Below are 22,493 nucleotides of genomic sequence, written 5' to 3'. Positions count from 1 at the left end.
AAGGGGGGCGGCGCACAATCGCCGCAAAAGTGGGCAGTATACTGCGCAACCTGCATAAGTGAGCAATATAGTGCACAAAGATTCAGCGCACCGCGCCTCGGTGCTGCAGCACGTCAGCCTTAATGTCCGCGGACTGCGCAATGCCTTGGGGATGAGCCAGAGCGCCCTGGCCGAGCGTTCTGGGGTGAGCCGGCGGATGCTGGTGGCGATCGAGGCGGGCGAAAAGAATGTCAGCCTGACCACGCTCGACCTGATCGCCGAAGCCCTTGGCGTGGCGTTCAGCACCTTGATCCAGGCGCCGGACCTGCGCGACCCGAGCCGTATCGATGAACTTGCGTGGGCCGGCGAGCACCCGCAGAGCAAGGCCGTGCTGCTGGCGAGCAGCACGGCTCGACGCGAAGTGGAGATCTGGGAGTGGACACTGGCGCCTGGCGAGCTCTACACCAGCGAAGCGGATGCTGAGGGCTGGAGCGAGCAGATCTACGTGACCGAGGGCCAACTCACGCTGATCATCGAGGGCGTCGAGCGGTGCCTGCAGGCTCGGCAGTTCCATGTGTTCCCCAGCAACTGCCGGTATGCCTATCGCAACGATGGCGACCTACCCGTGCGCTTCGTGCGCAATGTGGTGATTTGACCCCGGTCAGACCAACTCGTCGGTCTTGACCACCTTGGCGTAGGCAAATGCAAGCGCCGCCATCGCCGAGTCGTGCACATGGGCAGCCGGTACCTGCTTGCCGTCGAAGTCCAGGGGCAAGGTGGCGCAGGCATCGTGCACGACGGTCACATCATAGCCGAAGTCGGCGGCGGCACGCGTCGCGGCATCGATGCACATGTGGCTCATGCTGCCGGCGATGGTCAGGGCGCCGACGCCATGCTGGTCCAGCGTGGTCTTCAGGTCGGTGCCGAGAAACGCATTGACCTTGTGCTTGAGCACCACCGGTTCGCCGGCCTGGGGAGCAACTTTCGGGTGAATCGCCGCGCCTTGGGAGTCGGGGGTGAAGAACGGCGCGTCGGCACTCTCGAACTCATGCCGTACATGCACCACCAGGTCGCCACGCTGGCGTGCCGCGGCCAGCAGCCGGGCCGCGTTGTCGGCGGCCTGGTCTGCACCGTCGAGGGTCCATTTTCCGCCGGGGAAGTAATCGTTCTGGATATCGATGAGGATCAGGGCCTGCTTGCTCATGCTGCCTCCTGTGGCAGTGGTCGGTGGATGACGTTAGTTATAGGCTGTAGGCACCGACCTGAGAATTGGCGCGATCGACACAATGACGGCAAAAACTGACAGCCCTGGCAGCTTGGAAATCGGCCTGCTGGTCTATCCCGGTGCACAGCGCGCGGCGTTGCATGGCCTGGGCGACCTGTTCGCGGTGGCCAATCGAGTTGCTCGGGAGCTTGGCGCCGTCGACCTGCCGTGGGTGCGGGTCAGTCACTGGCAGGTCGACGAGGCGGGGCAATTGCAGTGTGTCGAAGGCCAAGAAGTGTTGCCTCAGGCGCTACGGGTCCTGATCGTGCCGCCGAGCCTGGAGTCAACGCCCGCGCCGGCGCTGCTCGAACGCTACCGAGCAGCGCTGCGCCAATGGCATGGTCACGGCACGGTACTGGCCTCGGTGTGCGTAGGCGTATTTTTCATCGCAGCCAGTGGGTTGCTCGATGGCCGCTCGGCCAGTACCCATTGGAACTATGCGCAAACCCTCGCCCAGCGTTATCCCGAGGTGCGGGTGGAGGCCAACCGGGCACTGCTCGACGATAGCGACATCATGACCTCGGCCGGCCTGATGGGCTGGACCGAGTTGGGCCTGCGGCTACTGGAACGCTACCTGGGCGCATCGGTGGCCTGGGAAACCGCGCGCTACCTGTCGGTCGAGCCGGTCACGACGCCTCTGCCCGGGGCGCTGTTCAATCCGCGGTTGGACCATGGCGATGAAGCTGTGCTGAAAGTACAGCACTGGTTGCAGGGCAATGGCGCACAAGAGGTCGATCTGGAGCGCATGGCGGACTACGCCGGCTTGGAACCGAGGACGTTTCTGCGACGTTTCCGTATGGCTACCGGCCTCAAGCCTACCGAATATTGCCAGCAGGTACGGGTGGGGCGGGCCTGCAGGATGCTCGAGTTCACCCGGCGTACCGTCGATCAGATCGCCTGGGGCGTGGGTTACCAGGATCCAGGCGCGTTTCGCAAGGTGTTCCAGCGAATTACCGGCGTGACGCCGAGTGACTACCGACGGCGCCTCGCATCACCCGCTGACGCCGGGTTCACGCATACCACGGCGCATAGTGCGGGTAGCGGTCCAGGCGTGCGCCCACCACCATCTCGTTGACCCAGGCGGCAAGGATCGAGCTGTAGGCTTTCTGGCTCTCCTCGCTGGACAAAGCATGGTCGGCGCCGTCCAGGATACGGTGGGTCAGCGAGTGGGCATTAACGAACGCCGAGCGGTAGCTCATCAGGGTGTTGTGCGGCACGTAATCGTCTTGCTCCGACTCGACCAGCAGTACATCACCGTCGAACTCGGCACAGGCGCCCAGGGCTCGGTTGTCGGCAGGGCCCAGGGCGCGCTGGCGATAGGCGTTGAGGCGCTGGCGGTCGAGTGTCTGTTTGGGCGTGTCCCATTCGTCGTCCCAGTACATCGCGGGCACGCGCAGGGCCAGCCATTTGACCGGTCGCAGACGGGTCAGCAGGGTCGCCAGGTAGCCACCGTAGCTGCTGCCGATCAAGGCAATGGCACTGCTGTCCACGGCCGGGTGACTGGCCAGGCGATCGTAGGCTACCAGCAGGTCGTTGAGGTTCTGTTCACGGGTCACGGTCAGCCGCTGGCTCTCGGTCTTTTCATGGCCGCGCAGGTCGAAGGTCATGCATACGCAGCCAAGGCCGGTGATTTGCCTGGCGCGCGCCAGGTCCCGTTGCTGGCTGCCGCCCCAGCCGTGGACGAACAGGATGCCCGGCATTTTGCTGCCTGGGCTGACCAGGGTGCCGACGATGGTGTCGTTGTCCACCTGCAGCTCCACGGTTTCACTCTGTATGGCCATGTTCACGGATCTGCGCAAATTTGCTGAATTGTCCGAGTTCACTGTCTTGTCCTTGGTAGAAAAGGGTTGCGTCGGTGGGGAGGTCGGGATGGCCGAATACCTCGTGCGAAGAAGCGCGGACCCGCTGCAATCCGGGGTCGTCGACAAACGCCTGCAGCGCCAGGAGTTCCGCACTGCTGGCGCCTCCCGGGCGCCAGGATTGCTCCAGCACGCCGCTGCGCAGGTGCCCGCCGGCGTTGGTGCCGCGGGCGATGTCGTAGTTGCGGCGCGAGGCGATGAAACCCGGCAGGCAACGCTCTGCGGCTCGCTCGTAGTTGAGGGCCTGGGTGATGGCCAGGCGTAGATGGTCTTCCAGGGGAAGTTGCAGCAATTGCTGGTAGTCGCCGCGCACTACCAGCAGGTCCGAGCCGCCATACACCTCGGTGCCCTGGTGATCATGGGTCAACTGCTGGGTGCCGTAATAGCTGCAGGTGATGCCGGCGACGCGGACTTGGCCGACGCTTAGCGTCTCGACGTCGACAAGGTTTTCCTCGAGCGTCAGGCCCCAGGTCATCAACTCCTCCTCGTCCATGGCTGCCAGCAACGGCTCGAGTTCATCGAGTTGCTCGATCACGTGCTGGCCACGGCCAGCGGTTGCGCGGACCGGCTTCACCCGCAGGGTGCCGTCGGCGAGCAGCAGTCGTGCGGCCTCGCGTGCGTCTTCCTTGCTGAAAACGGTGTAGCCCTTGAGTAATGCGCTACTCGCCAGGCGAGCGAAATCGTCGGTCCAGCCAGGCGGAAAGATGCCGTTGGCCAGGCGGGGGTGGGAAATCGCCTTGGTGGCCATGTAGGGCTGGCTGACGACGCCGCCGAACAGATCCCGCTCGCTGCGGATGCCCAGCGCCGCATAGCGCTGGGGGTCGATCAAGGTCTGCGTGGCCAGGTAGTAGTAGCGATCGGCGGCCTTTGGCGGCTTGGTTGGCTGCACGTGCGCGCAGCCCAGCAACGTTGCCAGCCCCTCTGCCAGCTTTAGCTGGGTGGCACGTTCGTGATCTGGAGTGTGCTCGCGGGTGTCGAGCACCACTACAGCGTGTTTGGCTTCGTAGGATCGAGGCATGACAGGGCCTCCAGGCATTCTTAATGATTCTGAGGCCCTTGCCCGGAAGGAAGTTCACCTTCGCCGGCTACCCCCGGATTTCGACATGACCAGCGGGCGATGAGATTGCAGGGCAGATAAGGCTGCTCCATTATCGTGATCTTGAATCATCCCGAAGTGGCCGCAGGAGTGCGCATGAACGTTCACACCACCATCAAGCAGAGCGTGCCGGAGCGCCTGGCGCACGTGCGCGAAGTCATGGCCCGGGAGGGTGTCGATGCCCTCTTGGTGCCGTCGGCTGACCCGCATCTTTCCGAGTACCTTCCAGGCTATTGGCAAGGGCGCCGCTGGTTGTCCGGTTTCGACGGGTCGGTGGGCACCTTGGTGGTGACGGCGGACTTCGCCGGGGTATGGGTCGACAGCCGTTACTGGGCACAGGCCGAAAAGGAACTGGCTGGCAGCGGTATCGATCTGATGAAGCTGCAGCCGGGCAAGCCGGGCGCCCTGGAGTGGTTGGGCGACAATGTCCGGGACAAGGGCGTCGTGGCGGTGGACGGTGCGGTCATGGCCTTGGCTTCGGCACGCCAGTTGGAAGATCGCCTGAGGCTGCGCGAGGTGAGCCTGTTGACTGATCGCGACCTGCTGGAGCAAGTCTGGGAGGGGCGTCCCGCGCTACCGGCGAACCCGGTCTATCAGCACCTGCCGCCACACGCGACGGTCAGCCGTATGGAAAAACTGGCCCAGTTGCGCGAGAGCCTGCAGGAAAAAGGCGCGGATTGGCACTTCATCGCGACGCTGGATGACATTGCCTGGCTGTTCAATCTGCGCGGCAGTGATGTGTCCTACAACCCAGTGTTCGTTGCCTTCGCGCTGATCAGCCAGACGCAGGCGATTCTGTTCGTTGCTGCCGACAAGCTCGACGAGCAGTTGCGCCAAGTGTTGGCGGCCGACGGCATCGAGTTGCGTGATTATGCGCAGGCCCGCCAGGCGCTCGCTGAACTGGCACCGTCCAGCCGGCTGCTGGTCGATCCGGCGCGGGTAACCTGTGGGTTGCTGCAGCACCTCGATGCCCAGGTCGAATTGGTCGAAGGGCTGAACCCGACCACGCTGAGCAAATCGCGCAAGGGTGAGGCGGAGCTTGTACATATCCGTCAGGTAATGGAACAAGATGGCGCGGCCCTGTGCGAATTCTTCGCCTGGTTCGAAGCGCAACAGGGCCGGCAGGTGATCACCGAGCTGACCGTCGATGAGCAGTTGAGTGCTGCGCGTGCCCGTCGGCCGGGCTTCGTTTCGCTGAGTTTCTCGACCATTGCCGCGTTCAACGCAAACGGCGCGATGCCGCATTACCGCGCCACGGAGCACTCCCATGCAGTGATCGAGGGGGATGGTCTGTTGCTGATCGATTCCGGCGGCCAGTATCTGGGCGGGACCACCGATATCACGCGGATGGTTCCAATCGGCCAGCCGAGCCTTGCGCAGAAGCAGGACTGCACGCGGGTACTGAAGGGCATGATCGGCCTGTCGCGAGCCACGTTCCCTCGCGGCATCCTGTCACCGCTGCTCGATGCGATCGCCCGCGCACCGATCTGGGCGGATCTGGTCGACTACGGCCATGGGACCGGGCACGGTGTCGGGTACTTCCTCAACGTGCACGAAGGGCCGCAGGTGATCGCCTACCAGGCTGCGACCACGCCGCAAACGGCCATGCAGGCCGGCATGATCAGCTCGATCGAGCCCGGTACCTACCGGCCGGGTGAATGGGGCGTGCGCATCGAGAACCTGGTGGTCAATCGGGAAGCAGGCAAGAGCGCCTTTGGCGACTTCCTGGACTTCGAAACGTTGACCCTCTGCCCAATCGATACCCGTTGCCTGCTGCCGGAGCTATTGGCGAAGGAGGAGCGGGACTGGTTGAACGGTTACCACGACAGCGTGCGTGAACGGCTTGCGCCACTGCTCGCGGGCGATGTGCTGGCGTGGCTCGAGGCGCGTACGGCGCCGCTCTGAGAACGTGGCCCGAGCTTGGATGCAGCAAGGGCAGCGCTAGGCTGCCCTTGTTCATTTGCAGATGACGATCATGCTGCGGCTGGTGTACCCGGCTGGGTTGATGCCGAACAGGTAGTCCCCGGGCTCCTCGTCGGTATCCCCGGAGCGTGCCACGACCTTGTACCCACGCGAGGTGCATGAGGACGCTGCCTTGCTGTAGCACTTGTCCCAGGACGACGAGAGGCCTGAGCAGTTGATGTGCAGGCCCTTCTTCCCTTGCTTGACCTCGGTCTTGGCCGTTGCGGCACATCCAGCAATGGCCAAAACGGCCAGGATGAGCAGAATACGTTTCATTCCTGTCCTTAATTGCAGGGCTGACGAGCTGTCTGACCCTGTCGTTATCGCTTTGGTTCTTCCTGAAAATGCCCCAGCGTCCGTGTTCGGTCCAATAGTAGATAGCGTGAAGATTATGATCTGGTGACAGCTTAATCAGCGAGACGAGTGACTACAATCATTAATCCCGTCACAAATGAAAAGATTTCTCATATCAGTCGGCTGCTACCGGCGGGCTGGACGCCTTTCGCATGGCCAACGTGGCGCCCACTGATGCAATGATGATGGCGCCAATCGCCAGCCACTGGGTCATGCTCAGCACCTCGCCGAGGAATACCAGGCCGGACAGTGCGCCGATGGCGGGCTCGATGCTCATCAATGTACCGAAAGTGCGCGCGGGCATGCGGGTGAGGGCGACCATCTCGAGGCTGTAGGGCAGGGCGGTGGACAGTACGGCTACGCCCAGGGCCAAGGGGATCACGGCGGGAGTCAGCAGGGCGCTGCCTGCATGGACGATACCTATGGGGGCAACGAACAGGGCTGCGACGACGACTCCCAAGGCCGCGCCCTGGATCCCGTGTTCGGCGCCCGCGCGCTGGCCAAATAGAATGTATAGGGCCCAGCACACTCCGGCGCCGAGTGCGTAGATTACGCCTCGCAGGTCGAGCGACTGGCCTGCGTGGCCGACCGGGATGAGCAGGAGCAACCCGGTCACGGCGAGGGCGATCCACAGGAAGTCGAGTGCTCGGCGCGATCCGAACAAAGCGACGGCCAGGGGGCCTGTGAACTCGAGTGCCACGGCGATGCCCAGTGGGACGGTTTGCAATGCCATATAGAAGAGGAAGTTCATGCCGCCCAGGGCCATGCCGTAAATCACGATGTCGCGCAGGGCCCTGGCAGTCAGGCGTGCACGCCATGGGCGGAGGATCAGCAGCATGATCACGGAGGCGAAGATGAGGCGCAGCGTGGTGGTGCCCTGGGCGCCGATGATGGGAAACATGCTCTTGGCCAACGAGGCGCCCGATTGAATCGAGGTCATGGCAATGAGCAGCAGGCCGATAGGGAATAGAGTGGCGGCCAGGCTGCGGGGCTGGGTGTTCATTTTGGAGATGGAGATCCTGGGAAGGGTGTGCGGGTTGTGCACTATAGTGCGCAATGGGTATGTGTGGCTAGGTGGGGGCATTGTGGGGGGTGTATGTAGGGGGCAGGGGTTGTGGAGGCGTTGGGTGGTCGTCGTGGGTTTTGTGGTGAGGCGGGGAGGTGTACGCCATGGCTCTTGCAGCGGCGCGTAAATCGAGCGCCGCCCGCGCGGCGCATCGCGACGCAAGGCCGCTCCCACATTTGTTGCAACGTGCCACTTTCTGTCAGGCCATGGTTGTTCGCCTTTGGCGGCACCACGGAATATCGTGGTGCGCCCGGCGCCAACACAAATATCGCCCCGGGCCCACCAGGCTGGCAACCATGCCCTACCAGACATAATTGGCCCGAAACAGATGTGGGAGCGGCCTTGCGTCGCGATTCGCCGCGCGGGCGGCGCTCGATCTCATGGGCGCTGAAGGTGTTATGGCGGGCCCCTGGTGGCCTCAACGCGGTCCTTTTCCCTAAATATCTGATTTTCTTCAAATTAAGTGTTGACGCCGTTTCGAATCTCCTTATAATGCGCACCACTTCCAGCGACAACGGAACGAAAAACTCCTTGATATTCAACGAGTTATATAGTTCGGTAGCGCTGAAAGGGCTTCGATCAACTGATCGGCAGCGGTGAAAAAGGCAGTTGACAGCGGTTTTAAACGCTGTATTATTCGCCTCCCGCTACGAGAGATCGCAGCGAGTCAAGTGTTTGAAGCTAAACGAGTTTCTCGGAAAAAACTTCAAATAAACGCTTGACACGAAATGAGGAAAGCGTAGAATGCGCGCCTCGGTTGAGACGAAACGCTCTTAACCAAACGCTCTTTAACAAATTGAATCAAGCAATTCGTGTGGGTGCTTGTGAGTACGGACTGATAGTCAAAAAGATTATCAGCATCACAAGTGACCATGCGAGAAATCACATAGTCATTTGAGATTGCTGAGCCAAGTTTAGGGTTTCTTAAAAACCCAAGCAGTATTGAACTGAAGAGTTTGATCATGGCTCAGATTGAACGCTGGCGGCAGGCCTAACACATGCAAGTCGAGCGGATGACGGGAGCTTGCTCCTTGATTCAGCGGCGGACGGGTGAGTAATGCCTAGGAATCTGCCTGGTAGTGGGGGACAACGTTTCGAAAGGAACGCTAATACCGCATACGTCCTACGGGAGAAAGCAGGGGACCTTCGGGCCTTGCGCTATCAGATGAGCCTAGGTCGGATTAGCTAGTTGGTGAGGTAATGGCTCACCAAGGCGACGATCCGTAACTGGTCTGAGAGGATGATCAGTCACACTGGAACTGAGACACGGTCCAGACTCCTACGGGAGGCAGCAGTGGGGAATATTGGACAATGGGCGAAAGCCTGATCCAGCCATGCCGCGTGTGTGAAGAAGGTCTTCGGATTGTAAAGCACTTTAAGTTGGGAGGAAGGGCAGTAAGCTAATACCTTGCTGTTTTGACGTTACCGACAGAATAAGCACCGGCTAACTCTGTGCCAGCAGCCGCGGTAATACAGAGGGTGCAAGCGTTAATCGGAATTACTGGGCGTAAAGCGCGCGTAGGTGGTTTGTTAAGTTGGATGTGAAAGCCCCGGGCTCAACCTGGGAACTGCATCCAAAACTGGCAAGCTAGAGTACGGTAGAGGGTGGTGGAATTTCCTGTGTAGCGGTGAAATGCGTAGATATAGGAAGGAACACCAGTGGCGAAGGCGACCACCTGGACTGATACTGACACTGAGGTGCGAAAGCGTGGGGAGCAAACAGGATTAGATACCCTGGTAGTCCACGCCGTAAACGATGTCAACTAGCCGTTGGAATCCTTGAGATTTTAGTGGCGCAGCTAACGCATTAAGTTGACCGCCTGGGGAGTACGGCCGCAAGGTTAAAACTCAAATGAATTGACGGGGGCCCGCACAAGCGGTGGAGCATGTGGTTTAATTCGAAGCAACGCGAAGAACCTTACCAGGCCTTGACATGCAGAGAACTTTCCAGAGATGGATTGGTGCCTTCGGGAGCTCTGACACAGGTGCTGCATGGCTGTCGTCAGCTCGTGTCGTGAGATGTTGGGTTAAGTCCCGTAACGAGCGCAACCCTTGTCCTTAGTTACCAGCACGTTATGGTGGGCACTCTAAGGAGACTGCCGGTGACAAACCGGAGGAAGGTGGGGATGACGTCAAGTCATCATGGCCCTTACGGCCTGGGCTACACACGTGCTACAATGGTCGGTACAGAGGGTTGCCAAGCCGCGAGGTGGAGCTAATCTCACAAAACCGATCGTAGTCCGGATCGCAGTCTGCAACTCGACTGCGTGAAGTCGGAATCGCTAGTAATCGCGAATCAGAATGTCGCGGTGAATACGTTCCCGGGCCTTGTACACACCGCCCGTCACACCATGGGAGTGGGTTGCACCAGAAGTAGCTAGTCTAACCTTCGGGAGGACGGTTACCACGGTGTGATTCATGACTGGGGTGAAGTCGTAACAAGGTAGCCGTAGGGGAACCTGCGGCTGGATCACCTCCTTAATCGACGACATCAGCCTGCTGATGAGCTCCCACACGAATTGCTTGATTCATTGTATAAAGACGATCAAGACCCAAAGTTTTACCCTTAGGTCTGTAGCTCAGTTGGTTAGAGCGCACCCCTGATAAGGGTGAGGTCGGCAGTTCAAATCTGCCCAGACCTACCAATTTTGGTTGGAATGATGAGCACCCCATGCCTCTGGATAAAGAGTGGTGAGGACGGCTCTTCTGCAGTTCAAATCTGCCCAGACCTACCAATATGCGGGGCCATAGCTCAGCTGGGAGAGCGCCTGCCTTGCACGCAGGAGGTCAGCGGTTCGATCCCGCTTGGCTCCACCACGTTTGCTGTAACGCGTAGTACTTGATCAGAACTTAGAAATGAACATTCGTGAATGAATGTTGATTTCTGACTTTTGTCAGATCGTTCTTTAAAAATTCGGATATGTGATAGATATAGACTGAACACCAGTTTCACTGCTGGTGGATCAGGCTAAGGTAAAATTTGTGAGTTCTGCGCGAAAGCGCAACGTACGAATTTTCGGCGAATGTCGTCTTCACAGTATAACCAGATTGCTTGGGGTTATATGGTCAAGTGAAGAAGCGCATACGGTGGATGCCTTGGCAGTCAGAGGCGATGAAAGACGTGGTAGCCTGCGATAAGCTTTGGGGAGTCGGCAAACAGACTGTGATCCAGAGATCTCTGAATGGGGGAACCCACTCAGCACAAGCTGAGTATCTTGTACTGAATACATAGGTGCAAGAGGCGAACCAGGGGAACTGAAACATCTAAGTACCCTGAGGAAAAGAAATCAACCGAGATTCCCTTAGTAGTGGCGAGCGAACGGGGACCAGCCCTTAAGTTGATTTGAGATTAGTGGAACGCTCTGGAAAGTGCGGCCATAGTGGGTGATAGCCCCGTACACGAAAATCTCTTATCAATGAAATCGAGTAGGACGGAGCACGAGAAACTTTGTCTGAATATGGGGGGACCATCCTCCAAGGCTAAATACTACTGACTGACCGATAGTGAACCAGTACCGTGAGGGAAAGGCGAAAAGAACCCCGGAGAGGGGAGTGAAATAGAACCTGAAACCGTATGCGTACAAGCAGTGGGAGCCTACTTTGTTAGGTGACTGCGTACCTTTTGTATAATGGGTCAGCGACTTATATTCAGTGGCGAGCTTAACCGAATAGGGGAGGCGTAGCGAAAGCGAGTCTTAATAGGGCGTTTAGTCGCTGGGTATAGACCCGAAACCGGGCGATCTATCCATGGGCAGGTTGAAGGTTAGGTAACACTGACTGGAGGACCGAACCGACTACCGTTGAAAAGTTAGCGGATGACCTGTGGATCGGAGTGAAAGGCTAATCAAGCTCGGAGATAGCTGGTTCTCCTCGAAAGCTATTTAGGTAGCGCCTCATGTATCACTGTAGGGGGTAGAGCACTGTTTCGGCTAGGGGGTCATCCCGACTTACCAAACCGATGCAAACTCCGAATACCTACAAGTGCCGAGCATGGGAGACACACGGCGGGTGCTAACGTCCGTCGTGAAAAGGGAAACAACCCAGACCGTCAGCTAAGGTCCCAAAGTCATGGTTAAGTGGGAAACGATGTGGGAAGGCTTAGACAGCTAGGAGGTTGGCTTAGAAGCAGCCATCCTTTAAAGAAAGCGTAATAGCTCACTAGTCGAGTCGGCCTGCGCGGAAGATGTAACGGGGCTCAAACCATGCACCGAAGCTACGGGTATCATCGTATGATGATGCGGTAGAGGAGCGTTCTGTAAGCCTGTGAAGGTGAGTTGAGAAGCTTGCTGGAGGTATCAGAAGTGCGAATGCTGACATGAGTAACGACAATGGGAGTGAAAAACTCCCACGCCGAAAGACCAAGGTTTCCTGCGCAACGTTAATCGACGCAGGGTTAGTCGGTCCCTAAGGCGAGGCTGAAAAGCGTAGTCGATGGAAAACAGGTTAATATTCCTGTACTTCCAGTTATTGCGATGGAGGGACGGAGAAGGCTAGGCCAGCTTGGCGTTGGTTGTCCAAGTTTAAGGTGGTAGGCTGAGATCTTAGGCAAATCCGGGATTTCAAGGCCGAGAGCTGATGACGAGTTGCCTTTAGGCGACGAAGTGGTTGATGCCATGCTTCCAAGAAAAGCTCCTAAGCTTCAGATAACTGGGAACCGTACCCCAAACCGACACAGGTGGTTAGGTAGAGAATACCAAGGCGCTTGAGAGAACTCGGGTGAAGGAACTAGGCAAAATGGCACCGTAACTTCGGGAGAAGGTGCGCCGGTGAGGGTGAAGCACTTGCTGCGTAAGCCCACGCCGGTCGAAGATACCAGGCCGCTGCGACTGTTTATTAAAAACACAGCACTCTGCAAACACGAAAGTGGACGTATAGGGTGTGACGCCTGCCCGGTGCCGGAAGGTTAATTGATGGGGTTAGCGCAAGCGAAGCTCTTGATCGAAGCCCCGGTAAACGGCGGCCGTAACTATAACGGTCCTAAGGTAGCGAAATTCCTTGTCGGGTAAGTTCCGACCTGCACGAATGGCGTAACGATGGCGGCGCTGTCTCCACCCGAGACTCAGTGAAATTGAAATCGCTGTGAAGATGCAGTGTATCCGCGGCTAGACGGAAAGACCCCGTGAACCTTTACTATAGCTTTGCACTGGACTTTGAATTTGCTTGTGTAGGATAGGTGGGAGGCTTTGAAGTGGGGACGCCAGTTCTCATGGAGCCATCCTTGAAATACCACCCTGGCAACTTTGAGGTTCTAACTCAGGTCCGTTATCCGGATCGAGGACAGTGTATGGTGGGTAGTTTGACTGGGGCGGTCTCCTCCCAAAGAGTAACGGAGGAGTACGAAGGTGCGCTCAGACCGGTCGGAAATCGGTCGTAGAGTATAAAGGCAAAAGCGCGCTTGACTGCGAGACAAACACGTCGAGCAGGTACGAAAGTAGGTCTTAGTGATCCGGTGGTTCTGTATGGAAGGGCCATCGCTCAACGGATAAAAGGTACTCCGGGGATAACAGGCTGATACCGCCCAAGAGTTCATATCGACGGCGGTGTTTGGCACCTCGATGTCGGCTCATCACATCCTGGGGCTGAAGCCGGTCCCAAGGGTATGGCTGTTCGCCATTTAAAGTGGTACGCGAGCTGGGTTTAGAACGTCGTGAGACAGTTCGGTCCCTATCTGCCGTGGACGTTTGAGATTTGAGAGGGGCTGCTCCTAGTACGAGAGGACCGGAGTGGACGAACCTCTGGTGTTCCGGTTGTCACGCCAGTGGCATTGCCGGGTAGCTATGTTCGGAAGAGATAACCGCTGAAAGCATCTAAGCGGGAAACTTGCCTCAAGATGAGATCTCACTGGGATCTTGAATCCCCTAAAGGGCCGTCGAAGACTACGACGTTGATAGGTTGGGTGTGTAAGCGCTGTGAGGCGTTGAGCTAACCAATACTAATTGCCCGTGAGGCTTGACCATATAACACCCAAGCAATTTGCGCGCCGAGCCAAATTGTGGTGGTGAAGACGAAAGAACCGAAAATTCGGCTCACAAATTAAAAGCAGCACAAATTCACATATCCGAATTCGCTGGGCTGTCCATCTGGACATTCTGGCAACAGAATTTCTTGACGACCATAGAGCATTGGAACCACCTGATCCCATCCCGAACTCAGCAGTGAAACGATGCATCGCCGATGGTAGTGTGGGGTTTCCCCATGTGAGAGTAGGTCATCGTCAAGATTCATTTCGCAAAACCCCTATCTGCGCGAGCAGGTAGGGGTTTTGTCTTTTCTGGCTAGCCGCGCGCCAACTCTGCCAGGTGCGCCGCCGCTTCTTCGCTCTTGAGTACCAGCACGTCTCCTTGCAGGGAATCGAGCACCACCTCGGCCGTATTGCCTATCAGTGCTCCCGTGATCCCAGTGCGTGCCACGGTGCCGATGACAGTGACCACGGCATCGTATTCCTGCTCTATCTCAGGAATGATCACATCCGCCGGACCTTCCTTCACATGCAGGCACTCAGGGGCGATGCCGTACTCCGCCTGGAAGCGCTGGCATGCCTCCCGATAGCGTTGTTCGATGGTTTCGCTCAACTGATACACCGGGTCGGCCGAGGCCAACATGGGTGAGGGGTGGGCGCTGATCACATGCAGTTCGCCCTTGGCCAGCCCGGCAATGGCATAGCCGTGATCGATGATGCTCGCATGCAGCCGACGATGATCTTCGTCTTCGTTGCCCACATCCACGGCCGCGAGTATCACGCCTCCAGTCCAGGGGCGCTCGTTCTTGACCATCAACACCGCACACGGGCATTGGCGCAACAGTTTCCAGTCGGTCGGGGTCAGCAAGGCCTTTTTCAGCGGGTTATCGGGTCGATGGTCCTTGATCACCAGTTCACAGCCCTCCGCTTGCTGCACCGCGATGATCGATTCATGCAATGTTTCATGCCAGGTCTGCTCATGGGTGACATTGTCATAGCCATCATCGTGCAGCTGGCTACCGAGTAGGCTGAGCAACGCGCTATGGTCATGCTTCCTGTCGCACATCAGCAGGTGCAGGCGAGCGCCCGTCACGCCAGCGATCAACTTGGCGCGGGTCAGTGCGCGGCTATGGGCATGTTCGGGGTCGAGCACGACGAGGATGCTACGGACGGCTTGCATGGACGGTAACTCCTACTAAGGTGGTCAACGCTGACTATAGCCGGCGCCGCTCGCGCCGCCGCTTGATGTACATCAAGCATAGTCACTGGCGTTGGCCGTCACCGCCGGTATAATCGCCGGTCCTGCGTTCAACGTGATTTGTAGCCCTATGTCCCTGATCCCCGAAATCGATGCTTTCCTTGGCTGCGCGACCCCTGACGCCTGGATCGAAGCGGCATTGGCCGATCAGGAAACCCTGCTGATCGACCACAAGAACTGCGAGTTCAAGGCCGCCAGCACAGCCTTGAGCCTCATCGCCAAGTACAACACCCATCTTGACTTGATCAACATGATGTCGCGCCTTGCCCGCGAAGAGCTTGTACACCATGAGCAGGTATTGCGCCTGATGAAGCGCCGTGGCGTGCCGCTGCGTCCGGTGTCGGCAGGGCGCTATGCTTCCGGTCTACGCCGCCTGGTCCGTGCCCATGAGCCTGTGAAACTGGTTGATACCCTGGTGGTCGGGGCATTCATCGAGGCCCGTAGTTGCGAGCGCTTCAATGCGCTTGCGCCGCACCTGGACGAAGAGCTGGGCAGGTTCTACCACGGGCTGTTGAAAAGCGAGGCCCGCCACTACCAGGGTTACTTGAAACTGGCCCACCAGTACGGCGAGCCTGCCGACATTGCCCGCCGGGTCGATCTGGTAAGGGAAGCAGAAGCCGAACTGATCCAGTCTGCCGACCAGGAACTACGGTTCCACAGCGGTATTCCGATGGTGCAGGCCGCCTGATCGGGGCCATGTGGCTTGCCGTCAGTCCCGCCGGCCCAGTAGCAGCCCTACCACCAGGCCAAGGCCTGCCGAGATCGCCACGGTTTGCCAGGGGTGCCCGCCGATGTAATCTTCGGTCGCCTCTACTACCGGCTGCGCTCGGCTGCGTACCTGGCCTACGGCCTCGCTCGCCTGGCGCAGCTTCAGACCGAGCTGTGCGCGCAGGGTGTCGGCTTCTTCGCCTACCAGGGAGGAGCTGCGGTTGAGCAGCTTTTCCGATTCCTCGATCAAGGCCTGCAATTCGCTGAATACCTGATCCTTGATCTGCTCGCCATGGGCAGCTGCTTGGTTTTTTCGAGCCATGAACACGTCCTCGTCGATGGTTGGTTAGAACAATGGATTTCGGCGCGGCGGGAAAGTTGCCCTGGGTTACGATGTCCCGTCGCTACGGTGTAAGATAGCGGCCATTTTTCATTGGCAGGTATCTCATGAGTTTCAATCTCGCCAACAAGAGCTTCCAGGAACGGGCGCAGATCGAGGCGGAGAAAGCCCGTTTGTTCGAGATGTGGCAGAGCAACCTCGGCAAGGCCAAGGGCGAAGCTGCCCGGCTGATTTCGGAAAAGTCCCGGCGCAAGGGTAAATGGGCGGAATGGGTGCGTGCCGAACTGGACGCCATGTCGCCACCGGACTACGCCAACCTCGTGCGCAGCGAAGTCAACAAGATGATGGCCGCTGCCAGCGCCAACCGCTGACCCTTACCAGATCAGGCTGCCATTGTTTGGCAGGTCGAGCTTGCCTTCGTCGGTGAAGCGCACCGTCCCCAACGGCCCGCCCGCGAGCTTGCCGCGCAGCTTGTAGGGCATCCCTTGTAGCGAATCGAGTTTGCCCAGGCCGTAGGCCTGGCGCAGGAAGGAAAACGCGGTGATGCTCACCGGCACCGTGATGACCGCTTCGTCGTAACGACCAATATGCCCCTTTTGGTCGCTCACTCCGGCCGCCAACGGCTGGCCGTTGACCTCCAGGTTCAGCGCGATGCCGTTGTAGTCGATGGCGTTTTCATTCGGGTTCTGTACCCGCATCTTTACCGCCATGCGCATTTCCAGCTCCTGCCCGGGCAGAGGCTCGATACCGATCACGCTGATAGTGAGCGGATCGCGCGCCTGGAACAGCGCGCAGGCGTGCAACGCACCCAGCATCAGCAAAACCAGCAACAAACGCGCGCAGCGGTGCAATCGGACAACCATAGGGGCAACCTTGCCAGCGGAGTCGAGCCTGCAGTGTGGCAAACGTATGCCGTAGTTGAAAGTGCCGGGTGATATCAAAGATACTGTTTCTCATTCACGCCCGACAATTCTTCCTACTGGCAGTGTTTTATCCCAATGCTGACGTCTCCCGTGTCTGGTCTGCTGGCAAGTTTCCAGGAGCACTACGACGACCTGTTGCAGTTTCTGACCCGACGCATGAGCGATCGGCAGCGTGCCGCCGACGTGGCCCAGGAGACCTATCTCAAGCTGGCGAAAATTGACGAGCAGGCAGTAACGGTACTGCACGCGCGCAGTTTCATATTCCGCGTGGCAGGCAACCTCGCTATCGATGCCTTACGCCGCGAGCAGCGCCTGGCAGCCAGCCATGAAGACAGTGATGGGGCAGGTGAGGTGGTTTGCCCGGCCCCAGCCCCAGAAGCTACATTGCTGGCCCGGGAGCGCCTGCAAATGCTGGATGAGGCGCTGCTGAAACTGCCCGGCAACGCCCGTCAGGCATTGCTGCTCAACCGCGTCGAGGGCCTCACCCAAGCGCAGATTGCGCAACGTCTGGGCGTTTCCGAGAGTATGGTGGCAAAATACATCGGCCAGGCCTTGCGCCATTGTCGCGACTGGCTCAAACACAACCATGACTGACACCTCGACCATGCAAGCTCCCCAGCCCATCAGCGACCTGTCCGACGATGCCCTCGAGTGGCAGGTCCTGCTGCATTCGGGCAATGCCGGCGTCGCCGACCAGGCGCGCTACCTGCGCTGGAAGCAGTTGAGCCCGGACCATGCCGAAGCGGCCGCTGAGGCCGAGGCGTTGTGGCTGGACCTTGGGTCTACCCCAACCGCCCAGGCATTCGAGGCGCCACCGCTACGTCGGCAAAAACGGCATTGGGCTGCAGGCATCGCGGCCTCCTTGGTGCTCGTGGTGGCAGGCTACTGCAGCTGGCAGCAAGCGCCAGTGTGGTTGGCCGATTATCACACCGGAATCGGTGAGCGGCAGAGCTTGACCCTGGAGGACGGCTCGCGGGTGCTGTTGAACAGTGCCAGTGCCCTGAGCGTTGCCTTCGATGGCAAGGAGCGACGGGTTACCCTGCAGGCCGGCGAGGCGCTTTTCGACACCGCCACCGATCCGCGTCCTTTCGTGGTCGAGACTGCTGGCGCCACCGTGCAGGGCGGGACCGCGACGTTCAGTGTGCGTCGAGACGGCCAGGTGGTCCTGGCCAAGGGCGAGGCACGGCAAGGCAATCATGAGTTGGCGGTGGCCGCCGACGCCAGCGCACTCACCGCCTGGCAGCGCGGCAAGCTGATCTTCAATGGCAGACCGCTGGGCCAGGTACTGGCCGAGCTGGAGCGCTACCAGCATGGCCGCATCCTGGTGCCCGACAGCAAGCTCGCGGCCCTCGAGGTCAGCGGCGTGTTCGACCTGGACGACCCCGAGGCATTGCTGCGCACGCTCGAGCAGCGTTATGGCCTCAAGGTCACTTATCTGCCCTGGCTGGCAGTCGTGTACTGAAGCTGTAAAAAATAATCGAAATTTTTTTCATTCGGCACTGCAAGTTCCTGCAAGCCAGATCGTCGTAGTGGGACTGATCAGCAACCCATTCTCATTTACGACTTGTCTGGAAGCTCATTCGTGCCTCTCATGCCCATGCCGCCCATCCCTGGACAGCCGCACCGTCGCGGCGGTCGACTCCACCATGTCTTGTTGTCCTGCAGCGCCCTGGCGATGCTCGCTGGCCCCCTGCAGGCATGGGCCAGCAGCGACGCGCAGGTGCAGGTCCAGGCCCGGCAGGTACCGCTCGACCTGCCGGCGCAGCCGCTGGACCAGGCCCTGACGGCGTTTGCCGACCAGGCCGACCTGCACCTGTTGTATACCACCGGCGACGTCCAGGGGCTGACCAGCCCGGCGTTGCAGGGTAACTACAGCGTCGAACAAGCCCTGCAGCAATTACTCGACGGCAGCGGCATGGCCTGGCAGTACAGCGACAGCCGCACCATTACCCTGCGCAAGGCCGAGGGGGCTCCCCAGGCCGTGAACCTCAAGCCCATCGAAGTCAGCGTCGCTTCGCGCACCAGCACCGCGATCAGTGAAATCCCCGGCACCGTCTGGGTGGTCGACCAGCAGCAGTTGCGCGAGCAGATCGACAGCGGTGTGAGCCTCAAGGAGGCCATCGGTAAACTCGTACCCGGTCTCGACCTGGCCCCCGAAGGGCGGACCAACTACGGCCAGAACATGCGCGGACGCAACGTGCTGGTGATGATCGACGGGGTCAGTCAGAACAGTTCGCGTGGCCTGTCGCGCCAGTTCGACAGCATCTCGCCGTTCAACGTCGAGCGCGTCGAGGTGTTGTCCGGTGCCAGCGCGATATACGGCGGTGGCGCCACCGGCGGCATCATCAACATCGTGACCAAGAAGGGCGAGGCGGGCGAAACGCGTTTCGAAACCCAACTGGGCGCCAGCAGCGGTTTCAACAACAGCGATGACCTGGCAACCCGTTTCGCTCAATCGATCAGTGGCGGCAACGACCGGATCAATGCCCGCCTGGGGGTTTCTGGCGAGCAGAACGAAGCCTTCTACGATGGGGCAGGCGACCAGATCTTCATCGACAACACCCAGACCGACCTGCAGTACAACCGCACCCTCGACGTACTCGGCAGCGTCGGCCTGAAGCTGTCCGATGAACAGAGTCTCGACCTGCTCGCCCAATACTACGATTCCGGCAACCACGGCAGCACCGGCATCTACTTCCCCAACCTCAACTACAACGCGCCTTCCGACCTGGAGGACGCCGAACTGCGCAGCGGTTATTCCTCGGACCTGGAGCCGCGTACCCGGCGTTTCCTGTTCAACGCCAACTACCACCACAACGATGTGCTGGGCCAGGACTTCTACCTGCAGGCCTCGTACCGCAAGGAAGACGACAACTTCTATCCGTTTCCTTACTACAACCGCGCCACCCCCACCGGTTCACGCGGGGTATATTTCGCCGCCTCACAGCAGAACTTCGAGGTCACCAGCCTCAAGGGCCTGTTCGCCAAGCAGTGGGATACCCTCAAACTGACCTACGGCGTGGACCTCGACCGTGAACGCTTCAATGCCCAGCAGACTACCTTCGACGCGCTCACCTCGTCGGAAAGTGGTGGCCTGGACCTGGATAAAGAGAGCAAGGCCGATCGCTATCCCAGCTATCGCGTCGATGGCGTCTCGGTGTATGCCCAGCTCGACTGGCACGCGACCGACAACCTGACCCTGTCCGGTGGCGCCCGGCGCCAGCAGATGGACGTCGATGTCAGCGACTTCAAGGGCGTGCCCGGTGGCAGCAACGACTATCAGGTCAATCTTTACAACGTCGGTGCGATCTACGATTTCAAGAACGGCCACCAGGTCTGGACCAACTACGGCGAAGGTTTCGACCTGCCTGATCCGGCCAAGTACTACGGCAAGGCCGGCATGAGCGTGGCCGACAACCCGTTGGCCGGTATCAAGAGCCGCCAGGTCGAGCTGGGTTGGCGCTATGCCGACCTGGATTGGGATGCTCAGGCCGCGCTGTACTACATCTGGTCGGACAAGATCATCAACGTCGACTCGCAGACGCTGACAATCGACGTCGAAGACCAGAAGAGCCGCGACTTCGGCTTCGAAGGCGCGCTGACCCGGCACTTTCAGAGCGGCTGGGAAGGTGGCGGTACGTTGCACTTGACCCGCTCCGAGGAAGAGGACGCCAATGGCGGCTGGATCAAGCGTGATGCCCGCTATGCTTCGCTGTCCAAGGCCACAGCCTTCGTCGGTTGGAAGGGGGATGGGCGCAGTGCCCGGTTGCAAGCCAACCACGCGTTCAGTTTGAAAGACGACGCCGACCACGAGATCGACGGCTACACCACTTTCGACCTGCTCGCCAGTCAGGATACCGGGTTCGGCACCCTCAGCGCGGGTATCCAGAACCTGCTGGACAAGCAGTACAGTACCGTCTGGGGCCAACGCGCGACGCTGTTCTATTCGCCGACCTACGGTCCCGCCTACCTTTACGACTACCAAGGGCGTGGGCGCACCTACACCCTCACGTGGAGCATGGCGTACTGAGGGACTTGGCGAAGGTCCTGCACGGCTGGCATGCAAGCCGTGCAGGATTTTCGAATTAAAGCGGGACAGCGGCGGGTTAAGGCCCATACTGAAATATCAGGAATCAACTCCACACGCACTCACACTTTTGCCGCGAACCCTTCGCGCCTTAGGCTATCGAATCGCAAAGGCACGACTTTTCGTACAGGAGGTGAAGCATGAATCCCGTATTGCCGACCCTGATCGTTGGCCTGATGCTGTGCTTGCCGGTACAGGCCGCACAAACCCAGCCGTTGCAACTCGCCGCGAGCAACAACAACCCGTACAACAGCCCGATTCCCCGGGCCAACCCGAACAGCCGTCAGGGCACCCTGCAATCCACCCCACCCGTACGTGGCCCTTCGACCGCGCCCAACGTGCGCACGCCGAGCCTGGATAACCGCGGCATCGGCAATGGCGACAACCTGCGCCGCCAGCAACAGACGCCCAATCTGGAACCCACAAGGCCACCGCGCGACTCGCAACGTGCGCCATAAGCCTCTTCAGGAAGGAACCACCCATGCTTCGACGCAACTGGATGACCACCCTTGCCGCTGCCGCCCTGCTGCCCTTGTTGGCGCACGCCGCCCCCGAGCAGCAGTTTCCCAGTGAGGAAGGCCGGCTGACCGTCAGTACCGTCGCCGATGGCCTGCGAAACCCCTGGGCGCTGGCCTTCCTGCCGGGTGGCAAGGACATGCTGGTGACCGAGCGCCCGGGCAATCTTCGAGTGATTAGCGCCGAAGGGAAGGTCGGTGCGCCGATCAGCGGCGTGCCCAAGGTCTGGGCCGAAGGCCAGGGCGGCTTGCTGGACGTAGTGCTCTCGCCGGAGTTCGACAAGGACCGAACCGTCTACCTGTCCTATGCCGAAGAGGGCAGCGACGGCAAGGCCGGCACTGCGGTGGGCCGAGGTCAACTGTCCGAGGACCGTGCGCGGCTGGACAACTTCAGCGTGATCTTCCGCCAGCAGCCAAAACTGTCGGTGGGGAATCACTTCGGCTCGCGCCTGGTGTTCGACCGCGATGGCTACCTGTTCATCGCGCTGGGCGAGAACAACCAGCGCCCCACCGCGCAAGACCTGGACAAGCTGCAAGGCAAGGTGGTGCGCATCCTGCCCGATGGCACGGTACCCAAGGACAATCCCTTCGTCGGTCAGAAAAACGTGCGCCCGGAAATCTGGTCGTATGGCCATCGCAACCAGCAGGGGGCGGCGCTCAATCCGTGGACCGGCAAGCTCTGGACCCATGAACATGGGCCACGCGGCGGCGATGAGATCAACATTCCACAAGCGGGCAAGAACTACGGCTGGCCGATCGCGACCCATGGGATCAACTACTCGATGCTGCCGATCCCGGAGGCCAAGGGCAAGCAGGTCGAGGGCATGGTCGGCCCGCACCACGTCTGGGAAAAGTCGCCGGGCATCAGCGGCATGGCGTTCTATGACAGCCCGACCTTCAAGGCCTGGGACCACGACCTGTTCATTGGGGCGCTGGTCAGCCAGGAACTGATCCGCCTGCAGCTCGACGGCGACAAGATCGTGCACGAGGAGCGCTTGCTGGGTGAGTTGAAAGCACGCATTCGCGATGTGCGGGTCGGCCCGGATGGCTACCTCTACCTGCTGACCGATGCCAAGGATGGGGCGTTGTTGAAGGTCGGCCTGGAGCAGAACTGAAGGTGCCG

Annotated in this window: 17 protein-coding genes, 2 tRNA genes, 3 rRNA genes and 1 pseudogene; 15 read left to right on the top strand and 8 right to left on the bottom strand. The window is 59.7% G+C overall.

Annotated elements, in window-relative coordinates:
- Positions 1–70 precede the first annotated feature (70 nt).
- Entirely contained in the window at positions 71–634 is a 564-nt protein-coding gene (locus E6B08_RS20645) for a helix-turn-helix domain-containing protein (RefSeq protein ID WP_136915713.1), read from the top strand.
- A gap of 6 nt (positions 635–640) precedes the next feature.
- On the opposite strand, the gene E6B08_RS20640 is transcribed toward E6B08_RS20645, so the two are convergent.
- Positions 641–1,183 carry a cysteine hydrolase family protein gene (locus tag E6B08_RS20640; RefSeq protein ID WP_136915712.1) on the bottom strand — a complete coding sequence of 181 codons (543 nt, stop codon included), beginning with the start codon at positions 1,181–1,183 and terminating at the stop codon, positions 641–643.
- 82 nt (positions 1,184–1,265) lie between these two features.
- On the opposite strand from E6B08_RS20640, the gene E6B08_RS20635 reads away from it, so the two are divergent.
- The gene (locus E6B08_RS20635; protein WP_136915711.1) at positions 1,266–2,318 is read left to right on the top strand and encodes a GlxA family transcriptional regulator; all 1,053 of its coding nucleotides are present in this window, start codon (positions 1,266–1,268) and stop codon (positions 2,316–2,318) included.
- Here the strand turns inward: E6B08_RS20635 and E6B08_RS20630 are convergent.
- On the bottom strand, positions 2,254–3,024 hold the full coding sequence (locus tag E6B08_RS20630) for an alpha/beta hydrolase family protein (protein ID WP_136915710.1): 771 nt from the start codon (positions 3,022–3,024) through the stop codon (positions 2,254–2,256). The two genes, E6B08_RS20635 and E6B08_RS20630, sit on opposite strands and share 65 nt — an antisense overlap.
- Entirely contained in the window at positions 3,008–4,120 is a 1,113-nt protein-coding gene (locus E6B08_RS20625) for a DUF3182 family protein (RefSeq protein ID WP_136915709.1), read from the bottom strand. Before E6B08_RS20625 ends, E6B08_RS20630 begins: the two co-directional genes overlap by 17 nt.
- Before the next feature lie 174 nt (positions 4,121–4,294).
- On the opposite strand from E6B08_RS20625, the gene E6B08_RS20620 reads away from it, so the two are divergent.
- Positions 4,295–6,103 carry an aminopeptidase P family protein gene (locus E6B08_RS20620; protein WP_136915708.1) on the top strand — a complete coding sequence of 603 codons (1,809 nt, stop codon included), beginning with the start codon at positions 4,295–4,297 and terminating at the stop codon, positions 6,101–6,103.
- 51 nt (positions 6,104–6,154) lie between these two features.
- Here E6B08_RS20620 and E6B08_RS20615 read toward each other — a convergent pair whose 3' ends face one another.
- Together E6B08_RS20615 and rhtA are read right to left on the bottom strand one after the other, a co-directional pair.
- Entirely contained in the window at positions 6,155–6,436 is a 282-nt protein-coding gene (locus tag E6B08_RS20615) for a hypothetical protein (RefSeq protein ID WP_136915707.1), read from the bottom strand.
- A gap of 193 nt (positions 6,437–6,629) precedes the next feature.
- Entirely contained in the window at positions 6,630–7,517 is an 888-nt protein-coding gene (gene rhtA, locus E6B08_RS20610) for a threonine/homoserine exporter RhtA (protein ID WP_136915706.1), read from the bottom strand.
- A 1,007-nt stretch (positions 7,518–8,524) separates the two neighbouring features.
- On the opposite strand from rhtA, the gene E6B08_RS20605 reads away from it, so the two are divergent.
- The 5 genes from E6B08_RS20605 to rrf all read left to right on the top strand — a co-directional run bounded on the left by E6B08_RS20605 (position 8,525) and on the right by rrf (position 13,800).
- A 16S ribosomal RNA gene (locus tag E6B08_RS20605) occupies positions 8,525–10,061 on the top strand.
- A gap of 87 nt (positions 10,062–10,148) precedes the next feature.
- Positions 10,149–10,225 (top strand) — tRNA-Ile (locus E6B08_RS20600).
- A 96-nt stretch (positions 10,226–10,321) separates the two neighbouring features.
- A tRNA-Ala gene (locus E6B08_RS20595) sits at positions 10,322–10,397 on the top strand.
- A gap of 247 nt (positions 10,398–10,644) precedes the next feature.
- Positions 10,645–13,537: ribosomal RNA gene (locus tag E6B08_RS20590) — 23S ribosomal RNA — on the top strand.
- A gap of 147 nt (positions 13,538–13,684) precedes the next feature.
- Positions 13,685–13,800 (top strand): 5S ribosomal RNA (rrf, locus tag E6B08_RS20585).
- The 16S, 23S and 5S rRNA genes sit together here with 2 tRNA genes alongside, the layout of an rRNA operon.
- Positions 13,801–13,855: 55 nt before the next feature.
- On the opposite strand, the gene E6B08_RS20580 is transcribed toward rrf, so the two are convergent.
- Positions 13,856–14,719 carry a universal stress protein gene (locus E6B08_RS20580; RefSeq protein ID WP_136915705.1) on the bottom strand — a complete coding sequence of 288 codons (864 nt, stop codon included), beginning with the start codon at positions 14,717–14,719 and terminating at the stop codon, positions 13,856–13,858.
- A 148-nt stretch (positions 14,720–14,867) separates the two neighbouring features.
- Between E6B08_RS20580 and E6B08_RS20575 the strand changes: the two genes are divergently transcribed.
- On the top strand, positions 14,868–15,485 hold the full coding sequence (locus E6B08_RS20575) for a tRNA-(ms[2]io[6]A)-hydroxylase (protein WP_136915704.1): 618 nt from the start codon (positions 14,868–14,870) through the stop codon (positions 15,483–15,485).
- A gap of 21 nt (positions 15,486–15,506) precedes the next feature.
- Here the strand turns inward: E6B08_RS20575 and E6B08_RS20570 are convergent, their stop codons facing one another.
- Entirely contained in the window at positions 15,507–15,827 is a 321-nt protein-coding gene (locus E6B08_RS20570) for a DUF883 family protein (protein WP_136915703.1), read from the bottom strand.
- A gap of 125 nt (positions 15,828–15,952) precedes the next feature.
- Between E6B08_RS20570 and E6B08_RS20565 the strand changes: the two genes are divergently transcribed.
- Positions 15,953–16,216 (top strand): hypothetical protein, encoded by a 264-nt coding sequence (locus E6B08_RS20565; RefSeq protein ID WP_136915702.1) that lies wholly within the window; start codon positions 15,953–15,955, stop codon positions 16,214–16,216.
- A 3-nt stretch (positions 16,217–16,219) separates the two neighbouring features.
- Here E6B08_RS20565 and E6B08_RS20560 read toward each other — a convergent pair whose 3' ends face one another.
- Positions 16,220–16,708 carry an LEA type 2 family protein gene (locus tag E6B08_RS20560; RefSeq protein ID WP_136915701.1) on the bottom strand — a complete coding sequence of 163 codons (489 nt, stop codon included), beginning with the start codon at positions 16,706–16,708 and terminating at the stop codon, positions 16,220–16,222.
- Between the two features lie 135 nt (positions 16,709–16,843).
- Between E6B08_RS20560 and E6B08_RS20555 the strand changes: the two are divergent.
- From E6B08_RS20555 to E6B08_RS20535, 5 genes and pseudogenes are all read left to right on the top strand, one after another.
- Positions 16,844–17,350: pseudogene (locus tag E6B08_RS20555) on the top strand (RNA polymerase sigma factor); the annotation flags it as partial.
- Between the two features lie 4 nt (positions 17,351–17,354).
- Positions 17,355–18,230 (top strand): FecR family protein, encoded by an 876-nt coding sequence (locus E6B08_RS20550; protein ID WP_238349249.1) that lies wholly within the window; start codon positions 17,355–17,357, stop codon positions 18,228–18,230.
- Positions 18,231–18,365: 135 nt separating this feature from the next.
- Positions 18,366–20,798 (top strand): TonB-dependent receptor, encoded by a 2,433-nt coding sequence (locus E6B08_RS20545; RefSeq protein ID WP_136917462.1) that lies wholly within the window; start codon positions 18,366–18,368, stop codon positions 20,796–20,798.
- Positions 20,799–20,995: 197 nt separating this feature from the next.
- The gene (locus E6B08_RS20540; RefSeq protein WP_136915699.1) at positions 20,996–21,313 is read left to right on the top strand and encodes a hypothetical protein; all 318 of its coding nucleotides are present in this window, start codon (positions 20,996–20,998) and stop codon (positions 21,311–21,313) included.
- A 23-nt stretch (positions 21,314–21,336) separates the two neighbouring features.
- Positions 21,337–22,485 (top strand): PQQ-dependent sugar dehydrogenase, encoded by a 1,149-nt coding sequence (locus E6B08_RS20535; RefSeq protein ID WP_136915698.1) that lies wholly within the window; start codon positions 21,337–21,339, stop codon positions 22,483–22,485.
- The last annotated feature ends 8 nt before the right edge of the window (positions 22,486–22,493 follow it).

The organism is Pseudomonas putida, from assembly GCF_005080685.1.
GTDB lineage: Bacteria > Pseudomonadota > Gammaproteobacteria > Pseudomonadales > Pseudomonadaceae > Aquipseudomonas > Aquipseudomonas putida_V.
Note: the sequence above shows the minus strand (reverse complement) of the source record. Positions and strands in the feature narration are given on the sequence as shown.

Coding starts and splice junctions, on each gene's coding strand:
- E6B08_RS20640 (WP_136915712.1), bottom strand. CDS start 1,183: ATGAGCAAGCAGGCCCTGATCCTCATCGATATCCAGAACGATTACTTC.
- E6B08_RS20635 (WP_136915711.1), top strand. CDS start 1,266: ATGACGGCAAAAACTGACAGCCCTGGCAGCTTGGAAATCGGCCTGCTG.
- E6B08_RS20630 (WP_136915710.1), bottom strand. CDS start 3,024: ATGGCCATACAGAGTGAAACCGTGGAGCTGCAGGTGGACAACGACACC.
- E6B08_RS20625 (WP_136915709.1), bottom strand. CDS start 4,120: ATGCCTCGATCCTACGAAGCCAAACACGCTGTAGTGGTGCTCGACACC.
- E6B08_RS20620 (WP_136915708.1), top strand. CDS start 4,295: ATGAACGTTCACACCACCATCAAGCAGAGCGTGCCGGAGCGCCTGGCG.
- E6B08_RS20615 (WP_136915707.1), bottom strand. CDS start 6,436: ATGAAACGTATTCTGCTCATCCTGGCCGTTTTGGCCATTGCTGGATGT.
- rhtA (WP_136915706.1), bottom strand. CDS start 7,517: ATGAACACCCAGCCCCGCAGCCTGGCCGCCACTCTATTCCCTATCGGC.
- E6B08_RS20580 (WP_136915705.1), bottom strand. CDS start 14,719: ATGCAAGCCGTCCGTAGCATCCTCGTCGTGCTCGACCCCGAACATGCC.
- E6B08_RS20575 (WP_136915704.1), top strand. CDS start 14,868: ATGTCCCTGATCCCCGAAATCGATGCTTTCCTTGGCTGCGCGACCCCT.
- E6B08_RS20570 (WP_136915703.1), bottom strand. CDS start 15,827: ATGGCTCGAAAAAACCAAGCAGCTGCCCATGGCGAGCAGATCAAGGAT.
- E6B08_RS20565 (WP_136915702.1), top strand. CDS start 15,953: ATGAGTTTCAATCTCGCCAACAAGAGCTTCCAGGAACGGGCGCAGATC.
- E6B08_RS20560 (WP_136915701.1), bottom strand. CDS start 16,708: ATGGTTGTCCGATTGCACCGCTGCGCGCGTTTGTTGCTGGTTTTGCTG.
- E6B08_RS20550 (WP_238349249.1), top strand. CDS start 17,355: ATGACTGACACCTCGACCATGCAAGCTCCCCAGCCCATCAGCGACCTG.
- E6B08_RS20545 (WP_136917462.1), top strand. CDS start 18,366: ATGCCGCCCATCCCTGGACAGCCGCACCGTCGCGGCGGTCGACTCCAC.
- E6B08_RS20540 (WP_136915699.1), top strand. CDS start 20,996: ATGAATCCCGTATTGCCGACCCTGATCGTTGGCCTGATGCTGTGCTTG.
- E6B08_RS20535 (WP_136915698.1), top strand. CDS start 21,337: ATGCTTCGACGCAACTGGATGACCACCCTTGCCGCTGCCGCCCTGCTG.